Genomic DNA, 16,937 nt, shown 5'->3' on the forward strand with positions numbered 1-16,937 from the left:
CCCCCCTAAACGGGCTCTAGAGCCAGGGCTACCGCCCCTAGCACCCCTGAACGGCCTCCCAACTCCGCCTTGGCCAGCTTCACCGAGGATGCGGTGGCCGGCAGGGCCCGCCGCTGCATCTCCGCCACCATCGTGTCCCAGAAGAAGGCCGAGCTGGCCATCATCCCTCCTCCAAAAACTATCATCTCCGGGTTCAAGAGGTTGAGGAGGGTGGCCAGCCCTATGCCTAGCCAGCGTCCTACCTCCTGGAAGAGGGCCAGAGCCTCAGCATCTCCAGCTGCCGCCGCCATACCCACCGTCTTGGCCGTAATCGCCTCCGGATCCCCTCCCGCCTGCGCTAGGATCCCCTTCCCCTTTCCTCCGGCCACCAGTCGCCGAGCCTCCCGCGCCACCGCCGTCCCCGAAGCCAGAGCTTCAAGACAGCCGTAGTTGCCGCAGTGGCAGCGCGGCCCCTCGGGCCAAAGCGTTATATGCCCGATCTCACCCGCCAGGTAACGCGCTCCCCGGTAAATCTTCCCCTCCAGAACCAAACCTCCACCGATGCCCGTGCTCACCGTCAGGTAGATGAGGTGCTGGGTTCCGCGGCCGGCTCCGAAGCGATACTCCCCCCAGGCCGCCAAGTTGGCATCGTTGTCCAGGTAAACGGGAACCCCCAGGATCTCCTCCATGTCCCGCTTGACGGGCATATCCCGCCAGCCTAGGTTAGGGGCCACGTGCACTACTCCTCGAACCGGATCCAAGGGCCCGGGGACACCCAGACCCACCCGGCAGGGAGGACGATTAAAACCGGCCAGACGCTTCACCTCTTCCACAGTAGCCGCCATGCGTTCCAGAACCGCCCGGTAACCTTTCTCCGGCCAGGTGGGAACCTTGACTTCCGCCCGCACTTTCCCGTCCAAAGTGGCCAAGGCGGTATAGATCTTGGTTCCCCCCAGATCTATTCCCACCACGTAATCCACCATCAGGCTTTACCCCCAAGGACAAACTTTTCCAAGGCTTCGGCCACGCCCTCTTCAGCGTTGGAAGCGGTGACGAAATCGGCCTCAGCCTTAATTTCCGGCCGGGCGTTACCCATGGCCACCGCCAGTCCCGCAAAACGGAACATGGGGAGGTCGTTATAGCTGTCCCCTATGGCCATGACCTCTTCCGGTCTGAGCCCAAAGTATTCGGCCAGGTAGGCCAAGGCCTCCCCCTTGGTAGCCCGAGGATGGGCTATCTCCAGGAAGTAGGGTTTGGATTTGCCCACGCTCAGGACACTCCGGTACCGGGCCTCGAGCTCGGGGAGGAGGCGGTCGATCTCCTCTTCTGGCGCCACCATGAGTACCTTGGTGGGAGGCTCACGGAGGAAGCGACGCAGGTCGCCTACTATGCGGGGCCTCACCCGGCACATACAAGCGTACCTTTCTCCCTCAGGAGTGAGACGAGAAAAGCACAGGGTGTCGTTGACGTAAACCTGGAGGTGAAAGCCCAAAGGGTAAAGGTAGTCCAGCACCTCCCGCGCCAGGTCCAGAGGCACGGGTAAGTGCAGCAACTCCTCTTCCCCGGGAAAGTTTTTCACCCAGGCACCCTGGTAGGTGATGAGCGGCCCTTTAAGTCCCAGCTCGGCCGCGTAAGGAGCAGTGGCCCGATACATACGCCCCGTGGCCAGCACCACCCGCACCCCCCGCCTCTCTATCTCTTGCAGAACCCGGCGGGTGCGGGGGGTGATTTTCAGCTCCGGATCGAGCAGGGTGTCGTCCAGATCAATGGCCACAAGCTTTATCGTCAATTTCTCCACTCCCGTGGAAGTAACGGTAAACCGCTTCGGCCGCCGGCCGGGTCATGCCCGGCACCCGGGCCAACTCCTCCACCGAGGCCCTAGCCAAGGCCTCCAGGGTGGGAAAAGCCCGCAGCAGAGCCGAGCGGCGGGCCGGCCCTATCCCCTCAATCTCGCTGAGCAAAGAGCGCAGGCTCTCCTTTTCCCGCCGGCGCCGGTGAAAGCCTAAAGCGAAGCGGTGGGCTTCGTCGCGTACCCGTTGCAAGAGGTGCAGGGCGGGACTCGACCGGGGAAGAATTATGGGGTTACCGGCCTGGTGCGGCGGATAAATCCATTCCTCCTCCTTGGCCAAGCCGAAAACGGGAATGTCATAGCCCAGTTCCTCCAGCACTTCCCGCGCCACCCCCGCCTGTCCTGCCCCGCCGTCCACCAGGATGAGGTCGGGCAAAGGCAAGAACTTGGCCTGCCGGGGAGCAATCCTCCCCTCCGCTATAGCTTCCTCTTCCTGCCGTGCCCGCACGAAGCGCCGGTAAAAGATCTCGCGCAGGGCCTGGTAGTCGTCGGGCTTGCCGAGCGGCGTCAGGGCAAAGCGGCGGTAGCCGCTCTTGTAAGGCTTCCCGCCCACGAAGACCACCATGACCGCCACCGGCGCCGCTCCCTGGAGGTGGGAGGCATCGTAACCCTCTATGCGGTGCGGCACCCGGGGAAGACCCAGGGCTTCTGCCAAGGAGGAGAGACTTTTGACTTGGGCCTCCGCCTCCCGCAAGCCCTCGTTCAAAGCGGCCCAAGCGTTTTTCTCTGCCAACTCCAAGAGCTCTCTCTTGTGCCCCCGGCGCGGCACCACAATCTTTACCTCAAAACCGGCCCGGGAGCGCAAGAGATCGACCAGCGCCTCCTCCAGAGGAGGGGAAGGGAGCACCAACTCCGAAGGAAAAGAGGAAGCAATAACACCGTAGTACTGCTTGAGAAACCCTGTCAGCAATCCCTGCTCCTCTTCCGGGGCGATGGTTAGGAGAAAGCTTTCCTGACCGATGAGCCTCCCCTCCCGGACCAAAAGGACCACCGCCTGAGCTCGGTCCCCTTGGCGGGCTAGCCCCACCACGTCCAGATCCTCCGGCCGGGAGGAGACTACGCGCTGGCGCTCCAGAATGAGTTTCAACGCCTGGAGCCGGTCCCGGTAGACCGCCGCCCGTTCGAAAGCGAGTTCCTCCGCCGCCTGCTTCATCTCTCTTTCCAACTGGCGTACCACCTGCCGGTAGCGCCCCTCCAGGAAGAGGCAGAGGGCCTCGATGTTGCGCCGGTAGACTTCCGGGTCCACCTGCCCGGTACAGGGACCGGGGCAGCGCTTTATGTGGTAGTTAAGGCAGGGACGGGAATGGGGACGCGGAACAGAACCGGAACAGGAGCGGTAGGGGAAGAGGGTGCGCAAGAAGCGCAGGGTCTCGTAAACGGCGCCAGCTTGGGTGTAAGGACCGAAGTAGCGTGCTTGCCCATCGTCCCGACGGCGGGTAAACAGCACGCGGGGGTACTCCTCCCCCACCGTCACCTTTATGTAGGGGTAGCTCTTGTCGTCCTTCAGCACCACGTTGAAGTAAGGCCGGTAGCGCTTTATAAGGTTGGCCTCCAAGATGAGCGCCTCCACCTCGTTACCGGTGACCATAAAGTCGAGGCTCGCCGCCCGGCGCAAAAGGGCCTCCACTTTAGGAGAAGGGTTGGCCTGGAAATAGCTCTTTACCCGCTGCCGTAGAGAAGCCGCCTTTCCCACGTAAATGACCTCTCCCCGCTCGTCCTTGAAAAGGTAGACGCCGGGCTCGGCCGGCAGGCTTTGGGCCTTAAGCAATAGCTCTTCCTTCAACTTCCCACCGCCTTAGAAGCAGGAGAGGATTCCGCCAGCACGCGGCGTAGATAGCGCCCAGTGTGGGAGTAGGGGTGGGCCGCTATCTCTTCTGGCGTGCCCACCGCCACCACTTCACCGCCCCGCTCTCCCCCTTCCGGCCCCAGGTCGATGATGTAGTCTGCTGTTTTGATCACGTCCAGGTTGTGCTCGATGACGATCACCGTGTTACCCCCGTCCACCAGCCGATGAAGCACGTCCAGGAGCTTAGCCACATCAGCGAAGTGCAACCCTGTGGTGGGCTCATCCAGGATGTAAAGGGTGCGGCCTGTGGGCCGGCGGGAGAGCTCAGCGGCCAGCTTCACCCGCTGCGCCTCCCCGCCGGAGAGGGTGGTGGCTGGCTGCCCCAGCTTAATGTAGCCCAGACCTACATCCTGCAGGGTTTTGAGCTTACGGTAGATCTTCGGGAAGTTTTCAAAGAAACCTAAAGCTTCGTCCACCGTCATGTCCAGCACGTCGGCGATGCTCTTCCCCCTGAACTTGACCTCCAGCGTCTCCCGGTTATAGCGCTTTCCCTTGCAGACGGCGCAGGGCACGTAAACATCGGGAAGGAAGTGCATCTCTATTTTGACGATGCCGTCCCCGCGGCAGGCCTCACACCTGCCGCCCGGAACGTTGAAACTGAAGCGCCCCGGCTTGTAGCCCCGAACCTTGGCCTCCGGCAGCATGGCAAAAAGCTCCCGGATCTCGGTGAAAACACCAGTGTAGGTGGCCGGATTGGAGCGGGGAGTTCGACCTATGGGGGACTGGTCTACGTTGATCACTTTGTCCAGGTGCTCCAGGCCCTCCAGACGGTCGTAAGGGCCGGGGAGCTCCCGCGCCCCGTGCAGTTCCCGGACCAGTGCCCGATAGAGGATGTCGTTAACCAGGGTGCTTTTACCAGAGCCCGATACCCCCGTAACGCAGATGAAGAGACCCAGCGGGAAGGCCACGTCGATCCCCTTGAGGTTGTGAGCCCTGCACCCTTTGAGCTTGAGCCAGCGGTCGCCCGGGCGGCGGCGGGGGCACAAGGGAATACTCTTGCGCCCGCTCAAGTACTGGCCGGTCAGGGAGGTAGGGTGGCGCATGATCTCCGCCGGTGTTCCCGTGGCCACCACCTCTCCACCGTTGGCTCCTGCTCCCGGACCTATGTCGATAACGTAGTCGGCCGCCAGGATGGTGTCCCGGTCGTGCTCCACCACGATGACCGTGTTGCCCAAGTCCCGCAGGCCTTTCAAGGTCTTGAGCAAACGGTCGTGGTCACGCGGGTGAAGCCCGATGCTGGGCTCGTCCAGGATGTAGATCACCCCTACCAGGCCCGAGCCGATCTGGGTGGCCAGGCGCAGGCGCTGCGCCTCCCCGCCGGAGAGGGTGTTGGCCGCCCGGTCCAGGGTGAGGTAGTCGAGCCCCACGTCCATGAGGAAGCCCAACCGCGCCGTGAGCTCCTTCAACACCCGGGAGGCGATTATGCTTTCCCGTTCGTCGAGTTCCAATCGGTGGAAGAATTCCAGCGCCTCCCGCACCGAGAGGGTGGTCACTTCATAGATGTTCTTACCTCCCACCTTAACGGCCAGGGCCTCCGGCCGGAGTCTGGCCCCCTTGCAGGCCTGGCAGGGGCGGGGGCGCATGAACTTCTCGATCTCGGCCCGCACCTGATCGGAGGCAGTCTCCCGGTAGCGGCGCATGAGGTAAGGAATGACCCCCTCAAAGGAAGCTACGTACTCCCGGCGCCGGCCGTAAAGATCGTAGTGCACAAAGCGGACCCTTTCTCCGCCGGTACCGTAAAGAATGATCTGCTGGTGGTCCGGGTCGAGTTGCTCGTAAGGGATGTCAAGGGGGATTCCGTAATGACGTGCCAGCCCCTCCAGCAGGTAAAACTGGTGGGTGAGCGCCGACCAGCCAGCCACCGCCCCTTCCTCCAGGGTGCGGCGAGGGTCCACCAGCAACTCCGGATCGATCTCCGGAAGCGCTCCCAGCCCCGTGCAGGCAGGGCAAGCCCCATAAGGGCTGTTGAAGGAGAAGAGCCGGGGAGAAAGCTCGGGCAGGCTCACACCGCAGACGGGGCAGGCAAAAAGGCTGGAAAAGAGGTGCTCTTCCCCTCCCTCCACCAGCACCAGCGCCAGCCCCTCGGCGTACTTCAAGGCGGTCTCTAAAGCCTCGGCCAGACGGGAGCGGGCCGCCGGCTTCAATACCAGCCTGTCTATCACCAGCTCTATGTTGTGCTTCCGGTTTTTATCGAGCTTGATTTCCTCCTCCAGCTCCACGATCTCCCCGTCCACCCGCACCCGCACGAACCCCTGCTTACGCGCCTCGGCAAACACCCGGGTGTGCTCCCCTTTTTTACCCCTCACCACCGGCGCCAGGACGTAAAGCCGGGTCCCCTCCGGGAGCTCTAGCAGGCGGTCCACCATCTGGGAGACCGTCTGGCTGGCAATGGGACGGCCGCACTCGGGGCAGTGTGGTCGCCCCACCCGGGCGAAGAGCAGACGTAGGTAGTCGTATATTTCGGTAACCGTAGCCACCGTGGAGCGAGGGTTGTGGCTGGTGGTCTTCTGGTCGATGGAAATGGCCGGGGAAAGCCCCTCAATGCCGTCCACGTCGGGTTTATCCATCTGACCCAGAAACTGCCGGGCGTAAGCGGAAAGGGATTCCACGTAGCGCCTCTGCCCTTCGGCGTAAATGGTGTCGAAGGCCAGCGAGGATTTGCCCGACCCGGAAAGCCCGGTGATGACTGTGAGCTTGTTCCGCGGTATGGCCACCGTTATGTTCTTTAAGTTGTGCACGCGCGCTCCGCGCACTATAATGGCGTCTTGCATGCCGCACACCTCTTTTTACTTCTACCCCTTCCTCCGCGCACCTCCACTCCCCGCGCTACCAACTCAGCCCTGAGCTCCAGCCAGATGTCGCGCAACTGAGCCGCCAGCTCGAAATCCAGGCTCTTGGCCGCCTCGCGCATCTGTCGCTCATAAGCCGCCGCCAGGGACTTGAGTTTGGGAGTAGGGAGCTCCTTGGGTCGAATTTCGTAAACGCCCTTTTCCTCCGCCACCTTGGTAGCCTCGATGACTTCCCGCACCGGCTTCTCCACCGTGCGGGGGACGATACCGTGCTTCTGGTTGTATTCTATCTGCAGGCGCCGGCGGCGCTCCGTTTCCTCTATGGCTCGGCGCATCGACTCGGTAATCCGGTCGGCGTAAAGGATCACCAAGCCGTTGACGTTGCGGGCCGCCCGCCCCGCTATCTGGATAAGCGAGCGTTCCGAACGCAGGTAACCCTCCTTATCGGCGTCCAAGATGGCCACCAGACTAACTTCGGGCAGGTCCAGCCCCTCGCGAAGCAGGTTTATTCCCACCAAGACGTCAAAAACCCCCAGGCGCAGATCTCGGATGATGGCCATGCGCTCTAAAGCGTCGATATCGGCGTGGAGATACCGCACCTTTACCCCCATCTCCCGCAGGTAATCGGCCAGGTCTTCCGCCATCCGCTTGGTCAGGGTGGTTACCAGTACCCGCTCCCCTCGCGCCACCCGCTTCTTTATTTCCCCCAGTAAATCGTCTATCTGCCCCTTGGTCGGCCGCACCACCATGGGGGGATCCACCAGACCGGTGGGACGCACGATCTGCTCCACTATCTGCTCACTGTGCTCCAGTTCATAAGGGCCAGGGGTGGCGGAGACGAAGATCACCTGATTCACCCGCTCGATGAACTCCTCGAACTTGAGGGGGCGGTTGTCGAAAGCCGAGGGGAGCCGGAAACCGTACTCCACCAGGGACTCTTTGCGGGAACGGTCCCCCTCGTACATGCCGTGCAGCTGCGGCACGGTCACGTGCGACTCGTCGATGAAGACCAAAAAGTCCGGGGGGAAGTAGTCGAGCAGGGTGTAAGGGGGCTCGCCCGGCGCCCTGCCCGTCAAGTAGCGAGAGTAGTTTTCGATGCCCTTGCAGTAGCCTACCTCCCGCAGCATTTCCAGATCGTAGCGCGTCCTGGTCTCCAGCCGCTGGGCCTCCAGAAGGCGCCCCTGAGCTTTGAACCAGGCCACTCGCTCGGCCAGCTCCTCCTCGATGGCCGCAATGATATTTTCCAGACGCTCCGGGGCGGTGACATAGTGGGTGGCCGGGAAGAAAGAAACGTGGTACCTCTCCCCTAGGATGTTGCCGGTCAGCGGGTCAAACTCCAGGATGCGCTCTACCTCGTCCCCGAAGAACTCCACCCGGATGGCCCTTTCGGAAGTGGAGGCGGGGAAAACGTCGAGCACATCCCCCCGCACCCGGAACTTACCCCGGGTGAAATCTCCTTCGGTGCGCTCGTAGCGGATGCGGACGAGCTTCCGCAGTATGCTGTCGCGGTCGTAGCACTCTCCTCGCCGCAGGGAAACCACCTGATCGCGGTAATCTACCGGATTACCCAGGCTGTAGATGCAGGACACGCTGGCCACGACGATGACGTCACGACGCTCCAGAACCGCTGCCGTGGCCGCGTGCCGGAGCTTGTCTATCTCTTCGTTGATGAGGGCGTCTTTCTCTATGTAGAGATCGGCCTGCGGCAGGTAGGCCTCCGGCTGATAGTAGTCGTAGTAGCTTATGAAGTACTCCACCGCATTTTCCGGGAAGAATTCCTTGAACTCACTGCAGAGCTGGGCCGCCAGGGTCTTGTTGGGAGCTATCACCAGGGTGGGCCGGTTGAGTTGGGCGATGACGTTGGCCATAGTAAAAGTTTTGCCCGAACCAGTAACCCCCAGCAGGGTCTGCATACGGTAACCTTTTCTGACCCCTTCCACCAGCTTGGCGATGGCCTGGGGCTGATCCCCTGCCGGAGCAAAGTCGGCCCTAAGCTTAAAAAGCCCCATATCCTGCCACCTGCCTCGACTTCATCCAAATTATTATAGCACGTACCCAGCAGTAAGGCAGGCTGCAGGGGAAGAACGTATAAAATGCAGTCTTGGACTTGAGCGAACGGTTGGTTCAACGCCCGAAGGACCAAGTGACGTCCTCCCCCGAATGAATTCGGGGGCATCCCTTTAAAGGGACGCGCGCAAGGTCTTTCCCTTGCGCTTCGGTTTGTGGACTCCGTGCCACCCCATGCGGAGCGACAGGACCACAGGCCGCGCCACCCGGCCACTACTCCCCTTCACGGGAGATACCTCGTACGCCCTCTCGAAGATGTTTAAGGCGCCGTTCACGTCCGCCTGCGCCCTCCAGCCGCAGGAACACTCATAAAGCCCCCTGTGCTTCCGGTTGGAGGGCAGTACGCGCCCGCAGGCGTGACAGCGCACAGAAGTGTTCCTCTCATCCACATCGTCCCGGACCGCGATCCCCGCCAGAGCACCCTTGTACTTGAGCATGTTAATAAGCTCCCGGTACGGCCAGGCGTGCAGCCTCTGGTTGAGCCGGTCACCATAGTCGATGCTCTCGCGGATGCCGCAGAAGTCTCCGATGGCTATCTCCCCCACACCCCGCCTCACGCACTCCTCTATGAAGTGGGACGTGGCCGCGTGAAGGAGATACTCCACCTGAAGCTTTTCCTGGTGGGCCACCTCCCTCCACCTGCGGGAGTTTGGCTTAAGGCTTGCCCGCACCTTCTGCCAGTACCGCCTCACCGACTTGATGAACCTGCCGGAGTAGAGCAGCACGGTCCCGTCCTCGAAGGCGGCTGCCATGAGGATGGTTTCCCCCAGGTCCAGGGCAGCCCTCTTCATCCCAGGGTGCGGGTTCGCCTTCACCTCCACCACCAGACGGGCTTCTATCCGCCCGGACACCTTGTCGTAGGTGACGGAGAACTCCCGCACCCGCTCGTACTCCACGCCGGGACGGTGGGATATGCGGAAGGAGACTTCCCTCACCCCGTCTTCCCGTCCGGTGCCCAGAGAAACCGTGACCTTATCTCCTTCCACCTTGAAGCCGCTCTGGACGTACTTGAGCGGGGAGAGGTAGCTTTGACCTTACGAAATCCGGGAGCGCTGTGCTGCGTAAGCCCCTTTTTCTTGAGGGCAAAGAAGGACTTGTAGGCTTCCCTTACCTCGTCCCGCGTGAGCTGCACGGACATCGAGTAGTAGTCTTTTGCCCGGGGGAGTTCTTTTAAAATGCGGTTGAGGTTCCTGCGGGAAACATTTGCTTTTCCGGTCTCCTCGTACTCCTTCCAGAGGTGCCAGAGAAGACCGTTGTAGACCTTGGTGGCGCAAAACATGGCGTCTTTGAGGACGGCCAGGGTCTTGGGGTCGGCGTGCACCTGGGCTTTGACGGTGACGAGGGGCACTCACGCTTCACCACCCTCAAGCGGCACTGGAGGCCCCGGCTTTTAAGCCTGGGGAGGAAAGCGCCGCAATTTTGAACTTCTCGTAACGCCAGCCGTCAAAACGCTGGACGAGCCTGAAGCAACGCCAGGAAACGCCTTGGCACACCCGCCTGCCAGAGAGGTCCTTCAGGTCGAAGTACCCGCTCTGCCGCACGGCCACATAGCCTATGTACCTTCCGGCATACTTCCCGGCGGGCACTTCCGCCATCACCAGATCGCCCGTCATGAAACCGAAGTAGAGCTTCCTTCCCGAACGGTGTCCCCTGGGAAAGCCGTGCCGGTCGGGGTTCGCCATCTGCCTCGTCCCGCGCCCCACAGCCCGGAAGACCTGCACGTATTCCGCGGTGACTTCCAGCCTGCCGGGCACTTCCCCCACACAGCAGGCATCAAAGTAGTGGGTTTTGGGGAGGCCAAACCTTGCCCGGTTATACTTGGTCCGGGCAGCGGTCGCGGTGAAGACAGGCAGGCCGAGCACTTTGAGCTTTTCTACCAGGACATACCGCGTGACGTTCATGCAGGCCGCGGCCTTCAAGGACTTCTTGAGCTGGGCCAGGACCCTCGGTATGTTTTCCGCCCGCTTCCTGTCAATTGCCCGCCCGGACTTCTTCAGCTCCTCCAGCCACTCCTGGAGAAGTTTGTTCCCCTTGGCCTGGTTGCACTCCCGGCAGGCCAGGGCGAGGTTGGAGACCCGGTCGGTCCCGCCCCTAGACTTCGGCACCACGTGGTCTACCTCCAGCGGCACGCCTTCCTTCCCGCAGTAGGCGCACCTCCGGCCGAACTTCTCCAGCAGGTACTTCCTGACCTCGTAGCCCTGGAGCTCTCCCTGCTGGTACTCGATGCCGGAAATCTCGGGGTTTTGCAGCTTCTGGGTGTCGAACCTGGCCGACTCCACCACGATTTCCGTGACGGGCAGCCAGCGGAGGAGTTTTCCGACCACCGAAAGTACCTGGTTTACGCGGGCCTCCGCGCTCGGCGGCAGCCAGCCCTCCGGCCTCCTGCGGTTCGAAAACCTGGGAACGCGGTACCTGGTATTGCGGCTCCGGCGGTCCCTCCTTACCTGCCTCCTGGAAAGGAGCTTCTCCGGTATGTCTGTGCGGTGGTGGACTTCGGCGAAGAAGACGACCACTTCTTTTTCTTCCGCCACCCGCACCGCGGAGATCCCGGTGACCTCATAGCCGGGGTCGATCTTGAGCCTGAGCGGCTGGAGAAAGGCTTCTTCTGCCATCCTGTCTTTGAGCCGGATGACAAAGGGCTCAAGCCGCACCACCACGGCACGGCCCTGTTCCAGGAGCTTTCTCGCCCGCTTTTCAGTACAGGGCATGAGCGGTCTTCCCTTTCTGTCCAGCACGAAGACCATACTTTCTTTCCTCCTTTCGGAGGACCCCTTACGGGGCTTGTGACGGGCTGAGGCGGACTCTCCTCAGCCTCCCTCCTCGCCAATGTTACCGGGCGGCCTTCTCCCGGCGGCACTGCTCGCTACACCCCCAGCTCGCTGTTTAACCGCCGGGTTGCAAGGCCTGGAGCTGGAGGAGCACCTAAAGTCGTGCGAACTCTGGCTCTCCCCAGTAACGTAGGGCCTTCATCCCCTTGTCCTTCGGGTCAGGCCTCTGAGGCTGGTCATAGCGAGGCCCTTTTTAGGCCTGCGGCTGAAACCTGGAGGACAAGCCCCCGGCTTCAGCCGTGGGGTCTATGACTATCCTCGGTTTGCTCCCCCCGAGCAAAGGAGCCATAAAGCGCCAAGCGCTTTACACCGAAACGTTCCCGCAGATAGGGCAATTCCGCCCGCAAAGTACGAAGTACTTCCTCTCTAGATTTCAGGTCGTTAAGAGTCAAAACTACCATTCTCCTTCCATCGTTCTCCCCTACAACAAAAAATTATAACCGCCGGCCAAAAAGAAAAAAGGGCCAGGTCACCTGGCCTTAGGGATGGGGGTTGTATGTTAAAGTGTTGCCGGGATGGCGCAGTCTAATCGCCCTTTTTCTTCACCACTAGGCTCTAGCCTACGGAACCACTCCCAGAAGCGCTCCGGCTCGTCCGTGTCGAAGGCCATGACCAGATCCTTCTCCTTTACCAGCACCACCCAACCTTCCGGACCGCTCACTTCGTACCACTTGGTCCCCGGAACCGGTCTCAGCTTGTACCCTGCTGCCTCCAGCAGGGCGAAGACGGCACTCAGCTTGGTCATGGGCCTCACCACCTTACGGGCCCGTCGCCCGTCTACTTGTGAAAGATGACACTTTCATTATTCATAATAGCCGGAACCCTTTCTCTTGTCAACCATAATTTTTTAAACTTTTGTGGCTATTTTTTAGCTCCTCTATCCGCGCCTTGACCGCTTCCGGCGCCGGGCCTCCTCTCAACGCCCTTTTATCTAGGCTCCGCTCCAACTTGATCGCCTCCAGCACGTCCTCTTCTACCAGCGGAGTGAAGCGCCGAAATTCCTCCAAGGTGAGTTCCTCCAGGTCCTTACCCCGCTCCAGGCAGTAAAGCACTATCTCCCCTACCACCCGGTGGGCCTCCCGGAAGGGAAGCCCCCTGCGCACTAAGTACTCCGCCAGGTCGGTGGCAGTAAGAAAGCCGCGGCGGGCGGCCGCCGCCATCTGCTCTCGTTTCACCTTCATGGTGGCCAGCATGGGCGGAAAGACCTCCAGGACGGCCTTCAAAGTGTCCACCGTGTCAAAAAGCAAGGGCTTGTCTTCCTGCAGGTCTTTGTTGTAGGTCAGAGGAAGAGCCTTAAGCAAAGTGGCCATGGCGGTGAAGTTGCCTATCACCCGCGCCGTTTTGGCCCGGCAGAGCTCGGCCACGTCAGGATTCTTTTTCTGCGGCATCATGCTGGAGCCGGTTGTGAAGGCGTCGTCCAGCTCCACAAAGTCGAAGTAGGGGGTGCTCCACAAAATGAGCTCCTCCGCCAGGCGGCTGAGGTGTACCATTAGCAAAACAGCGGCCGCGCAAAACTCCACCACGAAATCGCGGTCGCTCACCGCATCCATGCTGTTCTCCGCCACTTTCTCGAAGCCCAGGAGTTCGGCTACGTACTCCCGGTCAAGGGGGAAAGTGCTTCCTGCCAGAGCGCCCGCTCCTAAGGGAAGCACGTTGGTGCGGCGGTAGCAGTCGGCCAGCCGCTCATCGTCGCGGGTGAACATTTCGTAGTAGGCCAGCAGGTGGTGGGCCAGGGTGACCGGCTGGGCCGGCTGGAGGTGGGTGAAACCGGGCATCAAGGTGTGGCAGTGCTGCTCCGCCAGCTCCAAAAGCACCCGGCGCAACTCCTGCAACTTTTCCCGGAGGTTGTTTATTTCTTCCCGCAGGTAAAGGCGCAGGTCGGTGACCACCAGATCGTTGCGGCTGCGCCCGGTATGGAGCTTTTTTCCTACCTCTCCCACCTGTTCCACCAGCAGCCGCTCCACCAGGGTATGCACATCCTCCACTCCCTCCAGCTGCACCTCTCCCCGCTCTAAGATGCGCCGCACTTCTTCCAGCCCGGCCAGCAGCTTTTCCTCTTCTTCCGGTGTCAGCACCCCTATTTTCCTCAGACCGCGGACGTGAGCTTGGCTCACCTTGATTTCGTAAGGCCAGAGGCGAAAATCAAAACTTATGGAGTCTTGAAAGGCCCGGACGCGCGGGTCAGTCTCCTTGCGGAAGCGCCCTCCCCACAAAAGGGTCACTTGGCCCTCCCCCTTAGCGCCTGTACCCAGAGGGGCAGGCCGAAGATCCGAATGAAGCCGCCGGCGTCCCGCTGATCGAAGAGTTCGTCGGCCTCGAAAGTGGCCAGATCTTGTCGGTAAAGAGAATAGGGAGAAGAAACCCCGGCCGGGTAGAGGTTCCCCTTGTACAGCTTCAGGCGCACCGTACCCGTGAGGTAAGGGGCGAGGGAGTTCACAAAGGCATCCAGCGCCTCTTTAAGTGGGGAGAACCACAGGCCGTCGTAGACCAGCTCCGCATAGGTCTGGGCCACAAGGTTCTTAAAGTGAAGAGTGGAACGATCTAGGACCAGACGCTCGAGCTCCCGCAGAGCGTAGAAAAGAACCGTTCCACCGGGTGTCTCGTAAACCCCCCGCGACTTGATCCCCACCAGGCGGTTCTCCACCAGGTCCGCTATGCCCACCCCTTGTTCCCCGGCTAGCCGGTTGAGTTCCTCCAGCAGGGGTACGGGGGAAAGTTTTTGGCCGTTGAGCGCCACCGGCTCTCCTTTTTCAAAGGCAACTTCCAAGTAGAGGGGCCGATCGGGAGCCTCTTCTGGCGGCTTTATCAACTGGAAAAGATCGCGGGGCGGCTCCTGCGCCGGGTCTTCCAGGATGCCTCCCTCGTGGCTCAAGTGCCACAGGTTCTGGTCGCGGCTGTAAGGCTGGGAAGGAGTGGTGGGCACGGGGATGCCCCGCGCTTCGGCGTAAGCCATGGCCTCGGTGCGCGAGCGGATCGACCACTCCCGCCAGGGAGCAATCACCTTAAGCTCGGGGGCCAAAGCCCTTACTCCCACCTCAAAACGCACCTGGTCGTTCCCTTTACCGGTGGCTCCGTGGGCCACCGCCTCCGCCCCCTCCTGTCGGGCCACTTCTACCAGCTTTTTAGCGATTAAGGGCCGGGCCATGGCCGTGCCCAGGAGATACTTGCCCTCGTAGATGGCTCCGGCCTTAAGCACGGGAAAGACGTATTCCCGCAAAAATTCCTCCCGGGCGTCGATTACATAGGCCTTGGCGGCACCACTCTTCAGAGCCTTTTCTCTGACGGCTGCCAGGTCCTCCCCCTGCCCCAGGTCCACCGTGAGAGCGATTACCTCGCAGCCGTAGTTTTCTTTAAGCCAGGGAATGATGATGGAGGTGTCAAGCCCCCCCGAGTAAGCCAGCACAACTTTTTTTACCATTTTCAACTAAAACCTCCCGGTCTAGATTAAAGCAGCAGGGCCAGCAGGGCCTTCTGGACGTGCAGCCGGTTCTCGGCTTCTTCCCAGACCAGGCTGTGGGGGCCGTCGATTATCTCTGCCGTAACCTCTTCCCCCCGGTGCGCCGGCAAACAGTGAAGGAAGATATAATCGGGCTTAGCATGAGACACCAGTTCCCCGTTCACCTGGTAAGGCAGAAAAACTTTCTTTCTGGTCTCCGCCTCTTCCTCCTGCCCCATGCTCACCCAGACGTCGGTCACCACCACGTCGGCCCCCTTCACCGCCTGTACCGGATCCTCGGTTACCACTACCTCCGTGCCCTGGGCCGCCTCTTGAGCCCTGGCCACCACCGTTGGGTGCGGCGCGTACTGGGGCGGGGTGGCCACGTAGATGGACATCCCCACCCGAGGACAGCCCAGAAGGAGGGAATGACAGATGTTGTTGCCGTCCCCTACGTAGGCCAGCTTGAGCCCTGCCAACTGTCCCTTGCTCTGCAGTATGGTGAGAAAATCAGCCAATATCTGACATGGATGTTCCCAGGAGGTCAAGCCGTTTATTACCGGGATGGTGGCCGCCTCGGCTAGCTCCTCCACCTCTTCTTGCCGAGAGGTGCGGATGACGCAGCCGTCCACGTAACGGGAAAGGACCCGGCCGGTGTCGGCAATGCTCTCCCCCCGGCCCAACTGCAGATCTTGGGCGTTTAAGTAAAGGGCGTACCCCCCCAGGTCAAACATAGCCACTTCAAAGGAGACCCTGGTCCGGGTGGAGGGCTTCTGAAAGATCATGGCCAAGCTCTTGCCAGCGCAGAAGGTGTGGGTCTCTCCCCTTTTTTTGGCTTCCTTAAGCTCGGCCGCGAAGCTTAAAAGCCCCATGATTTCTTCGCCAGTAAAGTCGGCTATGGAAAGAAAGTCGCGGTGCCGAAAACGCTTGCGCAAAGAAGCGTACACTTACCTTTCCCCCCTTATTCCACGCAAACCAGAGCTTCCCGCAAGATCTCTAAAGCGCGGTCTATCTCCTCCTTGCTCACGGTGAGCGGGGGAGCAAAGCGCAGGACCTGCTCTTTTACCGCGTTTAGTAAAAGCCCCCGCTTGAGGCACTCCGTAACCACTGCTCGGGCAGGAACGGCGGTCACCGCCCCCAGGAGCAAGCCCAGACCCCGCACTTCCTGAAGCTTGCCGGTGTCCCTCCCGAGCTCTTCCAGCCGCTCCTTCAGGTACTCTCCTACTTCCTGTGCTCTCTGCACCAGCCCCTCCTCCTCCAGCACTTCCAGCACCGCCAGGCTGGCCGAGGTAGCCAGGGGATTGCCCCCAAAAGTGGAGGCGTGGTCGCCGGGGGAGAAGGCCAGGGCCACCTCCTCCTTGGCCAGGATGGCGCCGATGGGGAATCCACCTCCCAGCCCTTTGGCCAGGCAGACCACGTCGGCCTCCACGCCGTAATGCTCCTGGGCCAGGAAGCGCCCGGTCCTCCCCACGCCCGTCTGCACCTCGTCGAAGATGAGGCAGGCCCCGTAGCGGGAGGCAAGTTCCCTGGCCGCCCGCAGGAATTCCGGCGTGGCGGGAACTACTCCTCCCTCCCCCTGAACCGGCTCCAGGAGGATAGCCGCAGTCCTTTCCCCTACCGCTTCCTCCAGGGCCTCCGGGGAGTTGTAGGGGATGTAGCGGAAGCCGGGGAGTAAGGGTTCGAAGCCCTGGTGGTAGCGGGGCTGGCCGGTGGCGGTAAGCGCTCCGTAAGTGCGCCCGTGGAAGGAGTTATGGGCTACCACTATTTCGTACTTATCTTCCCGGCCGCTGGTCGATCGGGCATACTTGCGGGCCAGCTTCAACGCCCCCTCCACCGCCTCGGCTCCGCTGTTGCAGAAGAAGACCCGCTGGTAAGGGGTGAGTCCCGTGAGGCGCTGCGCCAGTTTTACCTGGGGCCAGGTGTAGAAGAGGTTGGAGCAGTGCCACAGCTTCTCCGCCTGCTCCTTTACGGCCGCCACCACTTTAGGATGACAGTGCCCCACGCTGTTGACCGCTATACCGGCCACAAAATCCAGGTACTCTTTTCCTTCCGCGTCCCAGACCCGCACCCCTTCACCTTTGACCAGCACCACCGGTAGGCGGGCATAGGTGGGCATGAGCTTCTCTTCTGCCAGCTCTATGCA

At 61.3% G+C, this 16,937-nt stretch carries 14 protein-coding genes; all 14 read right to left on the reverse strand.

Annotated elements, in window-relative coordinates; genetic code table 11:
- Nucleotides 1-5 precede the first annotated feature (5 nt).
- The gene (locus DXX99_RS02460; protein WP_115791938.1) at nucleotides 6-962 is read right to left on the reverse strand and encodes an ROK family protein; all 957 of its coding nucleotides are present in this window, start codon (nucleotides 960-962) and stop codon (nucleotides 6-8) included.
- Nucleotides 962-1,768 carry a Cof-type HAD-IIB family hydrolase gene (locus DXX99_RS02465; RefSeq protein WP_115791939.1) on the reverse strand — a complete coding sequence of 269 codons (807 nt, stop codon included), beginning with the start codon at nucleotides 1,766-1,768 and terminating at the stop codon, nucleotides 962-964. Before DXX99_RS02465 ends, DXX99_RS02460 begins: the two co-directional genes overlap by 1 nt.
- Nucleotides 1,743-3,611, reverse strand: a complete 1,869-nt coding sequence (gene uvrC / locus DXX99_RS02470; RefSeq protein WP_115791940.1) for an excinuclease ABC subunit UvrC — start codon at nucleotides 3,609-3,611, stop codon at nucleotides 1,743-1,745. Before uvrC ends, DXX99_RS02465 begins: the two co-directional genes overlap by 26 nt.
- A complete protein-coding gene (gene uvrA / locus DXX99_RS02475) occupies nucleotides 3,608-6,445 on the reverse strand; it encodes an excinuclease ABC subunit UvrA (RefSeq protein ID WP_115791941.1) in 2,838 nt (945 codons plus the stop codon). The genes uvrC and uvrA overlap by 4 nt, the downstream gene beginning before the upstream one ends.
- Nucleotides 6,427-8,472: an excinuclease ABC subunit UvrB gene (gene uvrB, locus DXX99_RS02480; RefSeq protein WP_115791942.1), complete on the reverse strand. Its 2,046-nt coding sequence runs from the start codon at nucleotides 8,470-8,472 to the stop codon at nucleotides 6,427-6,429. The genes uvrA and uvrB overlap by 19 nt, the downstream gene beginning before the upstream one ends.
- Nucleotides 8,473-8,643: 171 nt before the next feature.
- A complete protein-coding gene (locus tag DXX99_RS02485) occupies nucleotides 8,644-9,516 on the reverse strand; it encodes an RNA-guided endonuclease InsQ/TnpB family protein (RefSeq protein WP_240610785.1) in 873 nt (290 codons plus the stop codon).
- Nucleotides 9,462-9,878, reverse strand: a complete 417-nt coding sequence (locus DXX99_RS11840; protein ID WP_240610786.1) for a hypothetical protein — start codon at nucleotides 9,876-9,878, stop codon at nucleotides 9,462-9,464. The genes DXX99_RS02485 and DXX99_RS11840 overlap by 55 nt, the downstream gene beginning before the upstream one ends.
- Nucleotides 9,879-9,894: 16 nt before the next feature.
- Entirely contained in the window at nucleotides 9,895-11,274 is a 1,380-nt protein-coding gene (gene iscB / locus DXX99_RS02490) for an RNA-guided endonuclease IscB (RefSeq protein WP_115791943.1), read from the reverse strand.
- A gap of 317 nt (nucleotides 11,275-11,591) precedes the next feature.
- Nucleotides 11,592-11,759, reverse strand: coding sequence for a nucleotidyltransferase family protein (locus DXX99_RS12080; protein WP_115791944.1), 168 nt, complete (start codon nucleotides 11,757-11,759; stop codon nucleotides 11,592-11,594).
- Nucleotides 11,760-11,857: 98 nt separating this feature from the next.
- Nucleotides 11,858-12,103: a hypothetical protein gene (locus DXX99_RS02500; protein WP_115791945.1), complete on the reverse strand. Its 246-nt coding sequence runs from the start codon at nucleotides 12,101-12,103 to the stop codon at nucleotides 11,858-11,860.
- An 88-nt stretch (nucleotides 12,104-12,191) separates the two neighbouring features.
- The gene (argH, locus tag DXX99_RS02505) at nucleotides 12,192-13,580 is read right to left on the reverse strand and encodes an argininosuccinate lyase (protein WP_115791946.1); all 1,389 of its coding nucleotides are present in this window, start codon (nucleotides 13,578-13,580) and stop codon (nucleotides 12,192-12,194) included.
- Entirely contained in the window at nucleotides 13,577-14,776 is a 1,200-nt protein-coding gene (locus tag DXX99_RS02510) for an argininosuccinate synthase (protein ID WP_115792096.1), read from the reverse strand. Before DXX99_RS02510 ends, argH begins: the two co-directional genes overlap by 4 nt.
- A 26-nt stretch (nucleotides 14,777-14,802) precedes the next feature.
- Entirely contained in the window at nucleotides 14,803-15,741 is a 939-nt protein-coding gene (argF, locus tag DXX99_RS02515; protein ID WP_115791947.1) for an ornithine carbamoyltransferase, read from the reverse strand.
- A 14-nt stretch (nucleotides 15,742-15,755) separates the two neighbouring features.
- Nucleotides 15,756-16,910, reverse strand: coding sequence for an acetylornithine transaminase (locus DXX99_RS02520; protein WP_165847682.1), 1,155 nt, complete (start codon nucleotides 16,908-16,910; stop codon nucleotides 15,756-15,758).
- Nucleotides 16,911-16,937 lie beyond the last annotated feature (27 nt).

Origin of the sequence: Ammonifex thiophilus, assembly GCF_003368535.1 — a bacterium.
GTDB classification, from domain to species: Bacteria; Bacillota; Desulfotomaculia; order Desulfotomaculales; family Ammonificaceae; genus Ammonifex; species Ammonifex thiophilus.